We start from the raw sequence: 15,153 nt of genomic DNA, 5'->3' as shown, positions 1-15,153 counted from the left end.
CTTCGGGCTTAAGCCAAGTTCTTTTGCAGCTTACGGATTACTTACGCGGTGTGATGGTGGTGCATCAACGCAGCGTTGGCGCTCATTGCTGATCCGGATCTTCCATATAGTTTTGCAGCAGGCTGAATTGCAGCATCAAAAACGCCATCAGGGCGATCGGGAAAGCGAAGGTTTCGATCTTCACCCATAAATCGGTCGACATGGTGCGCCAGACGAGCTCATTGGCGATGGCCAGAACGGCAAAACAGGCACAGAGCCGGCGTGTGAGGATCATCCAGCCTTCGTGTTTCATGGGCAGCATCTCATCCAGTACATAGGCCAGATAGGATTTTCCCTGAAGCAGACCGATCCCCAGGATGGTCGAAAAGACGCCGTAGACCAGAGTGGTCTTCATCTTGAAGAACCGTTCATCATTGAACCAGGCGGTCAGGCCACCGAAGAAGATGACCATGAAGGCGGTAAAAATCTGCAATCTGCTGAGTTTACCGGTCAGAAACCACAGGATGCCCATCGCGGCCAGCATCAGGGGCACAAAGATGATCGTCGCGATGATAAAGCCGGAGTATTCTGTACCGGCGATCAGAAAGCTGTCATCGCGCAGGCGCAGATAGATGAAGAAAAAGGCCAGTGGGGGGCCGAGTTCGAGCACCTGTTTCAGAAACGGGTTGATGTCTTTTTTGCCTGTCATCGTATCTTCCTGCTGCTTACCCGCCCATTTCAACGATTACGGCGCCCAATGCAATCAATGCCATCAAAGCAATGCGTCTGGGGCCGACCGTTTCTTTCAAAACAAGCCAACCGATCAGGGCCGCAAAGACTGTTGAGGTCTCGCGCAGAACGGCGGCTTCGCCCACCTTGTCGAGCCGTGTGGCCAGCATGATCGCCCCGAAAGACATGGGCGCGATGATGCCGCCTGCAAGACCACGCAGCATGAGGGGACCAATGGCCGGGCGGGTGATCATGGCGCGCCATCTGAGGAAGGCGTAGATCGGCATGGCCGCGCCATCGATCATGAAAAACCACGCCAGAAAGGTGAACGGATCGGCGGTGGTACGGATGCCATAGGCATCATACGTGGTGTAGAGCGCCACGAAGAGGCCGGTAGCAACGGCCAGCGCCAGCGCGATCCCAAGCGTTTCCCGGTTGGTTTCCAGAAAACGCAGGTTGTAGAGGGCGAGGCCGAATATCCCGGCTAGCAGGACCGCAACACCGAACCACTGAGGGCCGCTGAAAGTCTCGCCGAACAACAGATAGGCGCCAATCACTGTGAACAGCGGGCCGGTGCCCCGCACAACGGGGTAAACGACCGTATAAGACCCTTTGGTGTAGGCCATGGCCTGAAGCGTTTTGTAGGCGATGTGGATCAGCCAGACGACGGCAAAGATCGGCCACATATAGGGTTCGGGCCAGGGCACGACGAAGAACGCAAAAGGGGCGGCCATTAGGCAATAGCAGGCGTCGATCGCTCCGCGCGAAAGCCAAGGATCGTGGCGGCCTTTCTGAAGTGCCCCGAAGACCGCGTGCAAAAAGGCGGCCATGAGAGCCAGTCCAAGGGCAAGCTGGTGGCCCGCTTCGGTGCCTTCAAGTGAGATCAGCCAGTCGCTCAAGTATCAGATCTTTTCGCTGGAGGGAGAGGCTGGGGGCTGTCTGCCCCCAGACCCCCGAGGATATTTATGGCCAGATGAAGGTTTGGATCAGCTTTGGTCCAGGCCGGTCAGGGCGGCGGCGAATTCTTCGGGGTCGAAGGGGGCGAGGTCATCAATTTGTTCGCCGACGCCGATGGCGTGGATCGGCAGGCCAAACTTGTCCGCAAGCGCCACCAGAACGCCGCCCTTGGCGGTGCCGTCAAGTTTGGTCATCACAAGGCCTGACACATCGGCGAGATTGCGGAAGGTTTCCACCTGGCTGAGCGCGTTCTGACCCGTGGTAGCGTCAAGCACAAGCAGGGTGTTGTGCGGGGCCGTGTCGTCGACCTTGCGAATAACGCGGACGATCTTGGCCAGTTCCTCCATCAGATCTGCTCGGTTTTGAAGGCGGCCTGCCGTGTCGATCATCAACAGATCGGCGCCATCTTCCTGGGCTTTGGAGAGGGCATCGAAGGCGAGGCTTGCGGGGTCCGAACCTTCTGGCGCGGTTAAAACCGGGACACCGGCGCGCTCGCCCCAGACCTGGAGTTGTTCAACGGCGGCGGCGCGGAAGGTGTCGCCGGCGGCGATGACAACCCGCTTGCCTGCGGCTTTGAACTGGCTGGCGAGCTTACCGATGGTCGTTGTTTTGCCCGAGCCGTTAACGCCGACGACCAGAACCACCTGCGGGCGTTTGGCATAAATCGGTAATGGGCGGGCCACAGGCTCCATGACGCGGGCGACTTCCTGTGCCAGCAATTGTTTGATTTCGCTCGTCGAGAGTTTGCGGCCAAAGCGACCCTCGGCCATGTTTGCGGTTACGCGCAGGGCGGTGTCGACGCCCATATCCGAGGCGATCAGCAGCTCTTCAAGCTGTTCCAGCATGTCGTCATCCAGCGTGCGGCGGACTACGGTTTGGGCATCGCCGCGGCTGAACAATCGGCCCAGCAGGCCTTTTGACTCCGGCACCTCCGGCGGCGTTGGTTCAGGCGTGGGGTCTGCAGGTGTAGGAGCAGGAGGCTCGGATGGCACGGGGATGGGGGCCGGGCTGGGTACCTCTGGAACGGGTTGCGTTTCGGGCTCGGGCTGCGGGATCACCGGGTCGGGTGCGGTTTCCTCGCCGCCATCCTCGACAATCGCATCCAACCCCTCTTCGAGGCGCGAGGAGGATTTGAACAGCTTGTCCTTGAGCTTTGAAAAAAACGCCATTTTGGTCTCCGCAGGTGATCCTTTCACCTAATGCGGATTTAAGGCAGTTGCAAAGGGTCAGGTAAAGGCGATCAGGAACCCGGCTTGTGCGCCCCAATAGAGCGGCCAGATCAGATAGGGCGTGAGTTTCAGAGCCGGGTGGTTGGCAGGTAACAGGAATTTTTCAGTTGCGAGGATCAGATCTGAGGCGATGAAGGCCATCGCAGCGGGCATGGCCCAACGAAGGGCGCCTGTATCGGGCAGAGCGAGGACTGTGATGCCCATGCCGAGGATGATGGGGATATAAGCCAGCACCGGCACCTTGAGGTCTTCGGCGCGGGGGGCAAGGAGGGTGGCGGCGACAATGCCCAGCAAAATGAGGGGCCAGACATATCCGGGATGGTCGAAGATAAGTGTCGCATCGCTGCTGGGATGAGACAGGAAGAGAGCGACATAGGCAAGGTGGCCTGCCGCAAATGCGCCAACACCGGCCATAAAGCTGGTCTCGGACTCGCGGGAAAGTAGTGCGTCCCCGATAGCGCAAAGGGCCAAAGCAAGGATCAACAGGGTTGCGGACCCGCTGAGAGCCGCGAACAGGGCCAATAGGGCGACAGAGGCAGTTTTAAGCGCAGTGCGTATTGTGCTGGCCGGGCGTGGGGACAGGGGCAGATAGGCCAGGGCGCATGTGGCTGCGATCCAAATCAGGCTGTTCACTCTGGTTTCCTCCCACTCTCGTGGGTTTACTGTCGTTCGAAATCAGCAATTGGCACAACAGGTGACGTGGAGGCATGCGAACGTGCAGCACGCATAGCTTTGACCGCATGTATCTGACACTATGGCGCCATGCTGAGGTTCTTTGCGATTCTTCTTGTGCTTTCGGCCCATCCTGTGGGGGCGCAAACGGCGTTATCTGGGGCGGAATTCGATGACTATACGCGCGGAAAAACCCTGTTTTACGGCTATAGCGGCGAGGTCTACGGGGTAGAACGCTATTTGCCCAATCGTCGCGTGATCTGGTCGTTTCTTGATGGCAACTGCAAGGAAGGTGTGTGGTATCAGCGCGAAGATCAGATTTGCTTTGTCTACGAAGACAGGTCAGACCCGCAATGCTGGGTTTTCACGCGAATGGGCGGTGGTTTGGTTGCCCAGTTCGAAGGCGACCCACAGGCGACGCAGTTGTATGAGGCCGAAGATCTGGGTGAAGAGATGATCTGCCTTGGGCCAGAGGTTGGGGTTTGATCTCAGCTCACCCTTAGGTCTTCGTAGCTGATCATGACATGCTGTCTGAACGCGGGTCTTGCTGTGAGTTGAGTATAGTAGCGTTTAAGATTGGGGAACTGCGCGTGCGAAATCTCGATGTCGTAGTATCGGTACAGGATGTGGCCGAACTGGATGTCGGCCAGGGTCAGGTCAGGGCCGGTGAGGAATTCGCGGCTCTCCAAACGTCGATCTGAAATTTCTAGTTTTGTTTCAAGCTGTTCAATGGCGTTCCTGATGTTAACCTTGTCTCTATCGGCAGGTGCGGTTCGAACCACATGCCAGAACACCGGGACCGTGAAACCCATTGCAACATTGATCTTCGCCCATTCAGCCCATTTGTCCACGTCGGCGCGCTGAACCGGGTCTTTGGGCCAAAACGTGTCGGGCCCGTAGCGGTCGGCGAGATAGCGCAGAATGGCCCCTGTTTCCCATAAGGGTGGGTTGGTGCCATCCTGCAGGACGGGGATGGTGCGGTTTGGGTTCAGCTTGCCGAAGGCTTGCGTGTCCAAACCGCCAAAGTGATGGCCAACATCATGGCGGTGATACTCCAGTCCCAACTCTCCGACACACCACATGAGGGCTTGCACATTCGATGATGTTTTGCGCCCCCAAATCGTCAGCATGGTTTAGAAGAGAGAGCCCTGATCGGGAGCATCTGTCTTAGCCTTTTTGGGGGGCGATTTGCTGGAACCTCCGGTCGTCAGGCGACCATCGGTGAACTCGATTTCCAGCACCAGGTGCTTGGAGGCTTGTGACTTGGTGGTAATCACGTCGCCCTCGGCCCGCACAACGGCATAGCCGCGTTCCAGCGTGGCTTTGTAGCTAAGCGTTTCGCGCAGGCGGTCTGTGGCATCCAGCTGTTGGCGCAGGCGATCCAATCGGGTGCTTTGAGCGGTGTCTAGTCGTTCGGCCAGTCTGTTGGTGGCTTGGCGCTGCTGGTCAATCTCGCGTTGGATCGGACGCACGGATAGGCGCGAAGACAGGTTGCGCAGGCTTTCCTGCCGAGATGCGACAACGCTGCGCAAGGTTGAGGGGCGCAGATGGGCCGACATCTCAACCAGTTGCAAGCGTCGGTTTTGCACGCCTCTGGTCAAAGCGGGTGTCAGTCGTTCTGCAATCAGATCAAGCCGTTGTCGGGGAGTGTTCAACAAACTATCCGGGCGCGGTAGGGCGCGGGCAATATCGCGCAAACGCTGGCTGCGGCGCTGGACCGCATCGCTGGCCGCACGGGACAGGCGTGCACCCTGTTCATTGGTCCAAGCCAGCAGCTCCATCCGGACGGGGACAGCCAGCTCAGCGGCAGCAGTCGGCGTGGGTGCCCGGCGGTCCGAGACAAAATCGATCAGCGTTGTATCCGTTTCGTGACCTACAGCCGAGATCAACGGGATGTCCGAGGCGGCAGCAGCACGCGCAACGCTTTCCTCATTGAAGCCCCACAGATCTTCGATCGACCCGCCGCCGCGCGCAACGATGATCAGATCAGGTCGAGGCAACGCGCCCCCGGGTGTGAGCGCGTTAAACCCTTCGATGGCGCGGGTCACTTCAGGCGCGCAATTGGCCCCTTGAACGGCAACCGGCCAGATCAGAACCTTACGAGGAAAGCGATCCCGTAGCCGGTGCAGGATATCGCGGATTACTGCGCCGGAAGGTGACGTCACCACGCCTATGATCTGAGGCAAATATGGCAGTTGCTTCTTGCGTTCGGGCGCGAACAGTCCTTCGGCTTCCAACTGCTTTTTGCGCTTTTCCAGCAGCGCCATCAAAGCACCTTGTCCGGCGACGGCGACCTCATCCACGTTCATGTTGTATTTGGACTGTGCGCCAAAAGCGGTTAGGCGGCCGGTCACGACAACCTCAAGCCCTTCTTCGGGCACAACCGACAAGCCCGAGATCTGACCTTTCCATGTCGTGCAGGCCAGCACGTTCCGATCATCCTTGATGTCGTAGTACAGATGCCCCGAGCGCGCTTTGAACACCCGACCGACTTCGCCGCGGACGCGGATTCGTCCGAATGTTCCTTCGAGCGTGCGTTTCACCTCGCCAGAAAGCTCGGAAACCGAATATTCGGGAGTGTTTTGGCCGGGAATCGGGTCATCGAGCAGGTCGGACATTTCAGCGCCTTGTGTCAAATGCCCACCCAGCTTAGAACGCCGCGCAGGCAAGGCCAAGCAGATCGGAGAGCTTTCATGAACATCCTTATTCTCGGCAGCGGTGGGCGCGAGCACAGCCTGGCCTGGGCGGTGATGCAGAACCCCAAATGCGACCGCTTGATTGTTGCGCCGGGAAATGCCGGGATCGCTCAGATTGCCGATTGTGCTGCACTAGATATCGAGGATGGTGGCGCAGTGGTCAGCTTCGCCGAAGAAAACGCGATTGATTTCGTCATTGTCGGCCCCGAAGCGCCATTAGCCGCAGGCGTTGCAGATCGTTTGCGAGAGGCTGGCGTGCTGGTCTTTGGCCCTTCGGCCGCGGCGGCACAGCTTGAGGCCTCAAAAAGCTTTACCAAAGAGATTTGTGACGCGGCCGCCGCACCGACAGCAGCCTATGCAAGGTTCACTGAGGCGGAACCCGCCAAAACCTATATCCGCGAACAGGGCGCGCCCATCGTGGTCAAGGCCGACGGGCTGGCCGCAGGCAAGGGTGTGATCGTAGCGATGGATGCGCAAACCGCGTTGGAGGCCATCGATGACATGTTCGGCGGCGCCTTTGGCGGTGCGGGCGCCGAAGTTGTGATCGAGGAGTTCATGGAGGGAGAGGAAGCCTCTCTCTTCGTGTTGTGTGACGGAGAGAACATCTTGTCCATCGGCACAGCACAGGATCACAAGCGTGTGGGTGAAGGCGATACCGGGCTGAACACCGGTGGCATGGGCGCCTATTCGCCCGCTCCGGTGCTGAGCGCTGAGGTTGAAGCCCGTGCGATGGCTGAAATCATCCGCCCGACCATGGCCGAGATGAAGCGGCGCGGGATGCCGTTTCAGGGTGTGCTCTATGCCGGTTTGATGATCAAGGACGGGCAACCGCGTTTGGTGGAATACAATGTGCGGTTCGGCGACCCTGAATGTCAGGTGCTGATGATGCGGCTGGGCGCGCAAGCGATGGATTTGATGCATGCAGCGGCCGAGGGGCGGCTGGAGGATGCCCGTGTGAATTGGGCCGATGATCATGCGATGACGGTGGTCATGGCAGCGCAGGGGTATCCTGGAGTGTATGGGAAAGGCTCTGCCATCAAAGGTTTGGATGCTCTGCCCGAAGACAGCAGCAACATGGTGTTTCACGCAGGCACCAAGGCGGTTGAGGGCCAGATTCAGGCCTCAGGCGGGCGGGTGCTGAACGTCACTGCACGGGGTGAGACGCTGCAGGAAGCGCGGGATCGGGCCTATGCAATGGTCGATGGGGTGGACTGGCCGGAGGGGTTCTACCGGCGCGATATTGGCTGGCGAGCGCTTTGAGCACTGGTGGGTGAGGGGGCTTTGCCCCCTCGGCCTGCGGCCTCACCCCCAGGATATTTTGGGCCAGATGAAGTTTGGATCAGCATTTTAGGGCTTGGGTGAGGCTGTTGGGGCCGTTGAACGGGCCGAGAACGGTTTGGGTCCAATCGGATTGGTGCGAGACGCTGATGATCCGCGACCAATCGGCGTTGACAACGATCAGCTCCGCCTGGCCGTTGCAGAGGCGCAGGCCGCCCGAGATAAAATCCTCACCGATCTTGTGATTGGTCAGGCCCGGGATTGCGGCGATCTCGGTCAGCTGATCATCCTTGAAGCGCCAGATACGCAGGGTTTTTGCGAGGTGAGGGCGGTCGATATAGGCAACCTCGACATGGCCGTCGCCATCCAGATCAGCAGCTCCGATTGGGGCCAGCCAACGGAAGCGTGTACCGATATACGGGGTGGCGGCGATTTTTGTTCCGGTTGTATCGTAGATAGCGAGTTGAGCACCACGCTGGTTTTGAGATTCAACGACGACAGCTTCGAAATTGCCGTCGGAATCGACGTCCCAAAGCCGGGGCGCCAAGTCTTCGAAAACGTGATCTTCTGGCAGGGTGATGGTCGTGACCTTGGTGCCATCTTCACCTTTCACGCTTAATTCTAGCGCGCCGTATTCGATGTTGTCACCCAGGACCCCATGCGTATAGCGCGTGGTTGGTTCCATAAACCGGGCTGAGGTTATTGTGTCTGCGGTTACAAAGCTTGCTCCAGCAAGCCACATGCAACACGCTGACAGAGCGCCGCGGGCCCGAAAGTGCCAGAGGCGAGCGGGCGGGCGCGGCGCTTTGGTTGGCATCAGATCTGCTTTTCGGGCATTTGTACTACCAGACCATCTAGTGCATCCGTCACCTTGATCTGGCAGGTTAGGCGCGAACGGGCAGGGTCGGGCTCGTAGGCGAAGTCCAGCATGTCTTCTTCCATATCATCCTTTGCGGGGATTTTCTCGACCCAGTCAGGGTGGATATAGACATGGCAGGTTGAGCAGGCGCAGGCACCGCCGCAATCGGCCTCAATGCCTGGAATATTGTTGTCACGGGCCCCTTCCATGACCGTCAGTCCGTTGGCAACCTCGACTGTGTGTTCGGTACCGCCATGCTCGACATAGGTGATCTTTGCCATTGCGTGCGTCTTCCTTCTGCAAGTGTCGAATTCTTCATTAGTCAAGGGAGCTAAGCGTTTCCAGTGGCAATTGCGACGCATCGCGCCGCAGATCGGCACTAGATACCAAAGTTCAACTCGGATTTGAGGACGCCAACACGTGGGCGACCCAATTCAGATGAGTCAAAGAGCAAGCAAGGGCTTGCGCATCTGATGCTACCAGCGTCCGGATGCTCCGCCACCCCCGGATCGGCCCCCTCCGAAACTGCTGCTGGTGCCGCTGGATACTTTTGGAATAGTGTACGAAGTTTCTTCGGAATAGTCGCAATTAAGGCACTCAATCCGGCGAATTCCCGAACCGGGCATTGTGTTGTTTGCCGCGATTCTGACCCGACGGCTCTGCCTTAGGCTGCGTTTCCCACATTTTGGGCAGGTTTGAAATCGAGCCAAACCATCGCTTATTGTGCTGCGGAGATTGAACAAAAGCATCGCCAGCGCAAACGCTGCAAAAATCCAAAGACCGGGATCATCACTTGTTTTCTTGGTGGGCGCATCTTCTCCGGCGCGGAACGGGTATACCAGCTTTTCTATGATGGCTGTGGTTCCGAGTTTGATCCCGTTTGAATAGCTGCCTGCTTTGAAGGCCGGAATGAACTTGCTGTCGACAATTTGTTTCGCCCGGTCATCCCAAGCGCGCCCATATGCAGCCCCAAGCTCTATTCGCATTGCCCTATCGTCACGCAGGACCATTACAAGGACACCATCATTTCGCGATGAGGCGCCAATCCCCCAATGATTAAAAAGCCCTGTGGCAAATTGCTCGAGCGTCCGGTTGGGCGCATAGTTGTTTTGAGTGTGCAGAGTGAGAATAGTCATCTCAACCCCGGTCTCCCTTTTGAGTTTCTGCAGTTGTTGTGAAACAGCCTGCTCATCCAGCGGGCTAAGCAAATCAGCGAAGTCGTTGACGGTCGTGTTTTTGTATTCTGGATAGGTCTGTCCCAGTGCGGCACTGGCCCAAGCCATCAATAGGATAAAGGCAATTCTCATGGTTGCTCACAGGTTTTTGTGAATCCTACAGCAGGAAAATGGAACAGCAATTGCTAAATACTTAGTCCCCAATTTGGTGGGTTTATTACTGACTGATGTGGGTCTCTTGTCATGTTTATCGTTTGAACAAAACGCTTTGCGCTGTTTTGTCCTGATGGTCGCCTCGTAGCTCTGCATATAGGGCGCGACCTGCCTGTACCGCCGGGCGGGCACCGACTGCGTTGAGCCAGCGTGAGAAATGCGGTTTGTTTTCAAGCTGCTGCTGCTGGCCTTCCCATAGGCTGGCCCAACCCCAGATCGCCATATCGGCGATCGAGTAGAAGTCGCCCGCGACGTATTCGTTTTCGGCCAGTCGTCGATCGAGCACGCCGTAAAGGCGCCCAACCTCGGCGCGATAGCGATCCTTGGCATAGGGCAGGTCTTGGGGTGGGTCCATCTGAGGGGCATATTTCAGGAAGTGATGCGCTTGTCCGGCCATCGGGCCTACACCGCCCATCTGCCACATCAGCCACTCTTCGATGGCGATGCGGTCCCGTTCGGATTCGCCATAGAAACGCCCCGTCTTGCGCGCCAGATACATCAAGATCGCGCCACTTTCGAACACGGAAACGGGTGCGTCATTCGGGCCGTCAGGGTCGACGATGGCAGGCATACGATTGTTGGGTGAAAATTTCAGAAAGTCAGGATCAAACTGATCACCCTTGCCGATATTGATCAAATGGGTGGAGTAAGGCAGCTCCATCTCTTCCAAAGCGATAGAGACCTTCCAGCCATTTGGCGTGGGCCAGAAATACAGATCGATCATGATATCTCCTCAAGCTGAGGGGATCATGAAGCTTTCTGCGCAAACGGCAAGAGTGCCTGCGGCCGGGGCAGGGCAAAAAGCCGTGACCAGCGCCGGTGCGGCGTCTTGGGGATACCGCGCCTAAGCGTGTGCAGGCACAGGCGTTCGGGGTCGCGCAGCAGGGCGTTGTAGACGCGCAGCACGCCGGGGCGTGTGTAGCTGGACCAATGACAGATGCGTCGCTCGGGCGCAGCGAGTGGGAAGATCAGCGCCGACAGGTGATCCACCGTGTCCGGACAATCGATCTGCAATGTGACTGCGTTTGGTGCCGTCAGGCCCGCGCCAATGCTAAGATCCCCGCGGCGGGGCGGCTGAATGGCGGTTTCATACAGAAAGTCGAACAGATCGTTCTCGCGGCTGATGATATTGATGAACTCGGCCGCGCGCCCGGCGGGTGTGATCAGGGCGGCAATGGTGCGGGATTGATATGCGGCCCCGGTGAGCGATACGATGCGACTGAGTGCACCCGTTGGAATGTGATGCAACGCCTCAAGCGCCAGTTCGGTGCCCATCGAATGGCCGATGAAATGAATCGGACGCTGAGGATTCAAGTGATGCACTTGACGAATGACCTCCGCCAGAACCTTACCTGCTTCAACGGCGCGGCGCTGCGCTGACCAGAGCGGGCCGCGCGCGTCCCAGCCAAAGGCGATGGCCAAACCTTCGTCTTCAAACCCGCTGCCAAAGCCCAGATGTTGCGGCCAGCTGGGGCTGTACCAGGGCATCGCCTTGGGATGCAGCGACAGAATATGCCGGTGTGGGCAGGCATTGGCATCATCCGGCCGGTACTTGTACCCGTGGGTCATGATAATGACTGGACCGTCGGATTGCTGGGCCTCTTGCAAAGCCCCGAACAAGGGGCGGGAACTACCGTGCAATTCAGCACGCCCGTTGACAGCATTGATCCTGATCACTGGCATAGTTCTGCCTCATACAAGATGTTGTGGTGCCGCTTTGTCATGACGCTATGACGTTTCCATGAATGAACGATTACAGAACCGTGACGATGCAGGCGCCGGGCTTGACGAATTCGCGACTGCGGCGTAAGGGCAACAACACTACGTGGCGATTTGTTACCGGATTGCGGGCCACGCTAAACAACACCGCTAAAAGGTCAGGATGAAAGGCCCCTTTCGCTTGACCGCGTCTGGGGTTTTTTTGATGCGCTCCGGGGATCGGAGTCGAAAGGAATGACATGAGCGAGAGCTGGAACAAACGCACGCAGGCCGTCCATGGCGGCATTCGTCGCAGTCAGTATAATGAGGTAAGCGAGGCGATTTTCCTGACCCAGGGCTTTGTTTACGACAGTGCCGAGCAGGCCGAGGCCCGGTTTCTGGAATGCGGCCCTGATGAGTTTATCTATGCCCGTTACGGCAATCCGACTGTGTCCATGTTTGAACAGCGCATCGCCGCGCTGGAAGGGGCCGAGGATGCCTTTGCTACCGCGTCAGGGATGGCTGCTGTCAATGGTGCGCTGACCTCAATGCTGAAGGCTGGGGACCATATCGTTTCGGCCAAGGCGCTATTTGGGTCCTGTCTCTATATCGTTGAAAACATCCTGACCCGGTTCGGGGTTGAGGTGACATTTGTGGATGGCACAGATCTAGAGCAGTGGGAGGCAGCAATTCGGCCAGACACCAAGGCGGTGTTCTTCGAATCCATGTCGAACCCAACGCTTGAGGTAATCGATATCGAGGCGGTCGCCAAGCTGGCCCATGCGGCAGGTGCCTTGGTCGTGGTGGATAATGTATTCTCCACCCCCGTATTTTCGCGTGCGATCGAGCAGGGCGCGGATGTAGTTGTGTATTCGGCCACCAAACATATCGACGGGCAGGGACGCGCCTTGGGCGGTGTCATTATCGGCACGCGCGACTTCATTCGGGGCACGGTTGAGCCTTACCTAAAACACACCGGTGGTGCTTTGAGCCCATTCAATGCCTGGGTCATGCTGAAAGGTCTGGAAACCATGGCGTTGCGCGTGAATGCGCAAGCGGCCACGGCCCAGCATATCGCCGAAGCGCTGGAAGAACATCCTGCGCTGGAGCGGACGCTTTATCCGGGGCTGAAAACCCACGCGCAGAATGCTCTGGTACAGTCGCAACTGGGCGGAAAAGGCGGCACCGTTCTGTCGCTGGATATCAAAGGGGGCAAGGACGCTGCGTTTAAGTTTCTCAATGCCATGACGATTCCTGTGATCTCGAACAATCTGGGCGATGCGAAATCCATTGCGACACATCCGGCGACGACCACACATCAGCGCCTGAGTGATGAGCAGAAGGATGAGCTGGGCATTACCCCCGGATTGATCCGGTTTTCTGTGGGGCTTGAGGATGCAGATGATCTGCTGACGGATATCCGCAACGCTTTGCAGGCGTCACAAACCTGAGTAGATTGGGGGCGGGAATGCCCCCATTATCATGATGAAACGCGGCCTATCCCTGTGCTCGCTGTCAGTATCGGCCTAAAAGCGCCGGTATTTTTCATTTCATTTCAATCCGGAATGGTATCGCGTCCGTAAAACGCTACACTGGCAAATGAACTGCAGTCATCTATATCAAGGATGACCAATTGAGGACCCTCAGCCAATGAACGTTCATCCGCGCGATATTGATACTCCGGACCGTGACGAGGCCGCCGCCGCCCTGAAGCTGCTGCGCAAATGGGCCGAAACTGCATCGTCTCTTGAGATTTCGCAGCTTGATCCGGCTGTGGCGCGGCTGATCCCGGGGTTCAATGCACAGAATTATCCGGCGCTCGCGCGGGAGTATCCCGAAGAATTTGCGGTGGATGCCGCCTATCGCGCCTCGCTACCCGATCTGCAAAACGGTCCCTCTAGTTTGATCCGTGGTGCAAGGCAGCAGATCCAGCACGTCGGAATTTCCAACTTCCGCCTGCCAATCCGCTTTCATCGCAAGGGCGGGGACGACCTGACGCTTGAGACCTCGATCACAGGCACCGTAAGCCTTGAGGCCGAGAAGAAGGGCATCAACATGTCCCGGATCATGCGCTCCTTCTATAAGCATGCGGAACGGACGTTCAGCTTTGAGGTGATTGAGGCCGCGCTGAGCGACTATCTGACCGATCTCGACAGTTTCGATGCCCGCATCCAGATGCGGTTTTCCTATCCGGCGAAGGTCAAAAGCCTGCGCTCGGGGCTGGAAGGATATCAGTATTATGACATCGCGCTGGAACTGGTCGAACAGAACGGTGTGCGTCAAAAGATCATGCATCTGGACTATGTTTATTCTTCGACCTGCCCCTGTTCACTGGAACTGAGCGAGCATGCCCGGTCGCAGCGGGGGCAGCTTGCAACGCCGCACTCTCAGCGTTCGGTCGCGCGGATTTCCGTTGTTGTGGATTGCGATGCAGATTGCCTGTGGTTCGAGGATTTGATCGAACTGTGCCGCCGAGCGGTGCCGACAGAAACGCAGGTCATGGTGAAACGTGAAGATGAACAGGCCTTTGCCGAATTGAACGCGGCCAATCCAATCTTCGTCGAAGACGCCGCGCGTCTGTTCTGTGCTGAACTGTTGGCCGACCATCACGTCGGTGACTTCCGTGTGATCGCAAGCCATCAGGAAAGCCTGCACAGCCACGACGCGGTTTCGGTTTTGACCGAGGGGCCCACCTTCGAGTCGGTCAGTCTGGACCCAAGACTGTTCACAACCCTGTTCCACGTCGGGTAACGACAGCGCCTAAGCGCCTGGATTTTCATCACAAAGAACGCGTATCAGCGCCCTATCGCCGCATTGCAGCAAAAATGCTGCACTTGCGTGATGTTGTAGTGTAAAAATGTTCGGGAATGCAGCTGCCGCATGACGGGCTTTGACCTGCGTGCTGCCCCGGAAGGACACCGAGACGTGCCACGCCCTGGACTGCAATACCCAAAGCTCTGCCCAGATGATCTGGGCGGACAGGGACACTTACCCTCAGATTTCAGGCTGCTTCGTTGCTACAGGAGAGACATGTAATGAATCCAATTACCCAACCGCTGGAGTTTCAGGCAGCGGCATTTCGCGTGGCTGGTTACGCCATGGTGAGCCAAATCAAGATCATGCAAATCGTTGCCCGCTCGGCAATGGAATTTCCATTGGCTCAGGTTCAGGCAGTGCAGACGACGGCACTGGGTTCGACCCCGGTAACCAAAACGCCTGCACCCAAGAAACCTGTCGCAAAACGCGCCAAAGCCACCCCGGCAAAAAAACCCGCTGCATCAAAGCCTAAGGCGGCAGCAACAGCGACGCCCAAAGCAGCAGCAACAGCGAAATTCAGGGCCAAACCGCGCACAGCAGCTAAACCTGCACCTGCAGCAAAGCCCACGCCAGTGGTCAAATCCGAGCCGGTGGCAAAGCCTACAGCTGTAGCCAAAGCGCCTGTCAAAGCGGAAGCTGCAGTCCCCAAACCTGCAGCGCCCGTAACAAAGACTGCAACGCCAAAGCCCGCCGCTGCCAAACCCGTCGCGGCGAAACCAGCGCCGAAAGCGCGGGCTTCAAAACCGGTTACTCCTAAGCCCGCGGTTGCAAATGCCACTGCAACAGCAGCAAAAACGGCAACTGTCCCTAAAGCTGCGTCCAAACCTCGCAAGGCGACTGCGGTGAAAACA

At 57.7% G+C, this 15,153-nt stretch carries 16 protein-coding genes and 1 riboswitch; of the genes, 4 read left to right on the top strand and 12 right to left on the bottom strand.

The features are described from left to right. Positions 1 to 82: 82 nt before the first annotated feature. The 4 genes from ACR0KG_RS13550 to ACR0KG_RS13535 form a co-directional block, all read right to left on the bottom strand. The gene (locus ACR0KG_RS13550; RefSeq protein ID WP_480827579.1) at positions 83 to 688 is read right to left on the bottom strand and encodes an inner membrane-spanning protein YciB; all 606 of its coding nucleotides are present in this window, start codon (positions 686 to 688) and stop codon (positions 83 to 85) included. Between the two features lie 16 nt (positions 689 to 704). Continuing rightward, entirely contained in the window at positions 705 to 1,607 is a 903-nt protein-coding gene (locus ACR0KG_RS13545; protein ID WP_480827578.1) for an EamA family transporter, read from the bottom strand. Positions 1,608 to 1,694: 87 nt separating this feature from the next. Further along, on the bottom strand, positions 1,695 to 2,834 hold the full coding sequence (gene ftsY / locus ACR0KG_RS13540; protein ID WP_480827577.1) for a signal recognition particle-docking protein FtsY: 1,140 nt from the start codon (positions 2,832 to 2,834) through the stop codon (positions 1,695 to 1,697). Between the two features lie 57 nt (positions 2,835 to 2,891). Then, positions 2,892 to 3,527: a lysoplasmalogenase gene (locus ACR0KG_RS13535; protein WP_480547868.1), complete on the bottom strand. Its 636-nt coding sequence runs from the start codon at positions 3,525 to 3,527 to the stop codon at positions 2,892 to 2,894. Positions 3,528 to 3,656: 129 nt separating this feature from the next. Between ACR0KG_RS13535 and ACR0KG_RS13530 the strand changes: the two genes are divergently transcribed. After that, positions 3,657 to 4,052: a hypothetical protein gene (locus tag ACR0KG_RS13530; protein WP_480827576.1), complete on the top strand. Its 396-nt coding sequence runs from the start codon at positions 3,657 to 3,659 to the stop codon at positions 4,050 to 4,052. Between the two features lie 2 nt (positions 4,053 to 4,054). Here the strand turns inward: ACR0KG_RS13530 and ACR0KG_RS13525 are convergent, their stop codons facing one another. Together ACR0KG_RS13525 and xseA are read right to left on the bottom strand one after the other, a co-directional pair. Beyond that, positions 4,055 to 4,696: a glutathione S-transferase family protein gene (locus ACR0KG_RS13525; RefSeq protein WP_480547870.1), complete on the bottom strand. Its 642-nt coding sequence runs from the start codon at positions 4,694 to 4,696 to the stop codon at positions 4,055 to 4,057. Between the two features lie 3 nt (positions 4,697 to 4,699). Further along, complete coding sequence (gene xseA / locus ACR0KG_RS13520) at positions 4,700 to 6,184, bottom strand: exodeoxyribonuclease VII large subunit (RefSeq protein ID WP_480827575.1); 1,485 nt, start codon at positions 6,182 to 6,184, stop codon at positions 4,700 to 4,702. A gap of 75 nt (positions 6,185 to 6,259) precedes the next feature. Between xseA and purD the strand changes: the two genes are divergently transcribed. Then, positions 6,260 to 7,522 carry a phosphoribosylamine--glycine ligase gene (purD, locus tag ACR0KG_RS13515; protein WP_480827574.1) on the top strand — a complete coding sequence of 421 codons (1,263 nt, stop codon included), beginning with the start codon at positions 6,260 to 6,262 and terminating at the stop codon, positions 7,520 to 7,522. A gap of 79 nt (positions 7,523 to 7,601) precedes the next feature. On the opposite strand, the gene ACR0KG_RS13510 is transcribed toward purD, so the two are convergent. The 5 genes from ACR0KG_RS13510 to ACR0KG_RS13490 form a co-directional block, all read right to left on the bottom strand. Beyond that, the gene (locus ACR0KG_RS13510) at positions 7,602 to 8,225 is read right to left on the bottom strand and encodes an FG-GAP repeat domain-containing protein (RefSeq protein ID WP_480827573.1); all 624 of its coding nucleotides are present in this window, start codon (positions 8,223 to 8,225) and stop codon (positions 7,602 to 7,604) included. Between the two features lie 131 nt (positions 8,226 to 8,356). Continuing rightward, entirely contained in the window at positions 8,357 to 8,680 is a 324-nt protein-coding gene (locus tag ACR0KG_RS13505; protein ID WP_039534845.1) for a 2Fe-2S iron-sulfur cluster-binding protein, read from the bottom strand. Between the two features lie 195 nt (positions 8,681 to 8,875). Then, positions 8,876 to 9,706 (bottom strand): TPM domain-containing protein, encoded by an 831-nt coding sequence (locus ACR0KG_RS13500; protein ID WP_480827572.1) that lies wholly within the window; start codon positions 9,704 to 9,706, stop codon positions 8,876 to 8,878. 115 nt (positions 9,707 to 9,821) lie between these two features. After that, positions 9,822 to 10,511, bottom strand: a complete 690-nt coding sequence (locus tag ACR0KG_RS13495) for a glutathione S-transferase N-terminal domain-containing protein (RefSeq protein ID WP_480827571.1) — start codon at positions 10,509 to 10,511, stop codon at positions 9,822 to 9,824. Between the two features lie 23 nt (positions 10,512 to 10,534). Next, positions 10,535 to 11,470 (bottom strand): alpha/beta hydrolase, encoded by a 936-nt coding sequence (locus tag ACR0KG_RS13490; protein WP_480827570.1) that lies wholly within the window; start codon positions 11,468 to 11,470, stop codon positions 10,535 to 10,537. Between the two features lie 132 nt (positions 11,471 to 11,602). Continuing rightward, a riboswitch (SAM riboswitch) is annotated at positions 11,603 to 11,680 on the top strand. Between the two features lie 65 nt (positions 11,681 to 11,745). Between ACR0KG_RS13490 and metZ the strand changes: the two genes are divergently transcribed. Together metZ and folE2 are read left to right on the top strand one after the other, a co-directional pair. Continuing rightward, the gene (metZ, locus tag ACR0KG_RS13485) at positions 11,746 to 12,936 is read left to right on the top strand and encodes an O-succinylhomoserine sulfhydrylase (protein WP_480827569.1); all 1,191 of its coding nucleotides are present in this window, start codon (positions 11,746 to 11,748) and stop codon (positions 12,934 to 12,936) included. A gap of 199 nt (positions 12,937 to 13,135) precedes the next feature. Continuing rightward, on the top strand, positions 13,136 to 14,236 hold the full coding sequence (folE2, locus tag ACR0KG_RS13480; protein WP_480827568.1) for a GTP cyclohydrolase FolE2: 1,101 nt from the start codon (positions 13,136 to 13,138) through the stop codon (positions 14,234 to 14,236). 415 nt (positions 14,237 to 14,651) lie between these two features. On the opposite strand, the gene ACR0KG_RS13475 is transcribed toward folE2, so the two are convergent. Beyond that, positions 14,652 to 15,080, bottom strand: a complete 429-nt coding sequence (locus ACR0KG_RS13475; protein ID WP_480827567.1) for a hypothetical protein — start codon at positions 15,078 to 15,080, stop codon at positions 14,652 to 14,654. Positions 15,081 to 15,153: the final 73 nt, after the last annotated feature.

This window comes from Ruegeria sp. H4 (assembly GCF_056533065.1).
Note: the sequence above shows the minus strand (reverse complement) of the source record. Positions and strands in the feature narration are given on the sequence as shown.

Coding starts and splice junctions, on each gene's coding strand:
- ACR0KG_RS13550 (WP_480827579.1), bottom strand. CDS start 688: ATGACAGGCAAAAAAGACATCAACCCGTTTCTGAAACAGGTGCTCGAA.
- ftsY (WP_480827577.1), bottom strand. CDS start 2,834: ATGGCGTTTTTTTCAAAGCTCAAGGACAAGCTGTTCAAATCCTCCTCG.
- ACR0KG_RS13530 (WP_480827576.1), top strand. CDS start 3,657: ATGCTGAGGTTCTTTGCGATTCTTCTTGTGCTTTCGGCCCATCCTGTG.
- ACR0KG_RS13525 (WP_480547870.1), bottom strand. CDS start 4,696: ATGCTGACGATTTGGGGGCGCAAAACATCATCGAATGTGCAAGCCCTC.
- xseA (WP_480827575.1), bottom strand. CDS start 6,184: ATGTCCGACCTGCTCGATGACCCGATTCCCGGCCAAAACACTCCCGAA.
- purD (WP_480827574.1), top strand. CDS start 6,260: ATGAACATCCTTATTCTCGGCAGCGGTGGGCGCGAGCACAGCCTGGCC.
- ACR0KG_RS13510 (WP_480827573.1), bottom strand. CDS start 8,225: ATGGAACCAACCACGCGCTATACGCATGGGGTCCTGGGTGACAACATC.
- ACR0KG_RS13505 (WP_039534845.1), bottom strand. CDS start 8,680: ATGGCAAAGATCACCTATGTCGAGCATGGCGGTACCGAACACACAGTC.
- ACR0KG_RS13500 (WP_480827572.1), bottom strand. CDS start 9,706: ATGAGAATTGCCTTTATCCTATTGATGGCTTGGGCCAGTGCCGCACTG.
- ACR0KG_RS13495 (WP_480827571.1), bottom strand. CDS start 10,511: ATGATCGATCTGTATTTCTGGCCCACGCCAAATGGCTGGAAGGTCTCT.
- ACR0KG_RS13490 (WP_480827570.1), bottom strand. CDS start 11,470: ATGCCAGTGATCAGGATCAATGCTGTCAACGGGCGTGCTGAATTGCAC.
- metZ (WP_480827569.1), top strand. CDS start 11,746: ATGAGCGAGAGCTGGAACAAACGCACGCAGGCCGTCCATGGCGGCATT.
- folE2 (WP_480827568.1), top strand. CDS start 13,136: ATGAACGTTCATCCGCGCGATATTGATACTCCGGACCGTGACGAGGCC.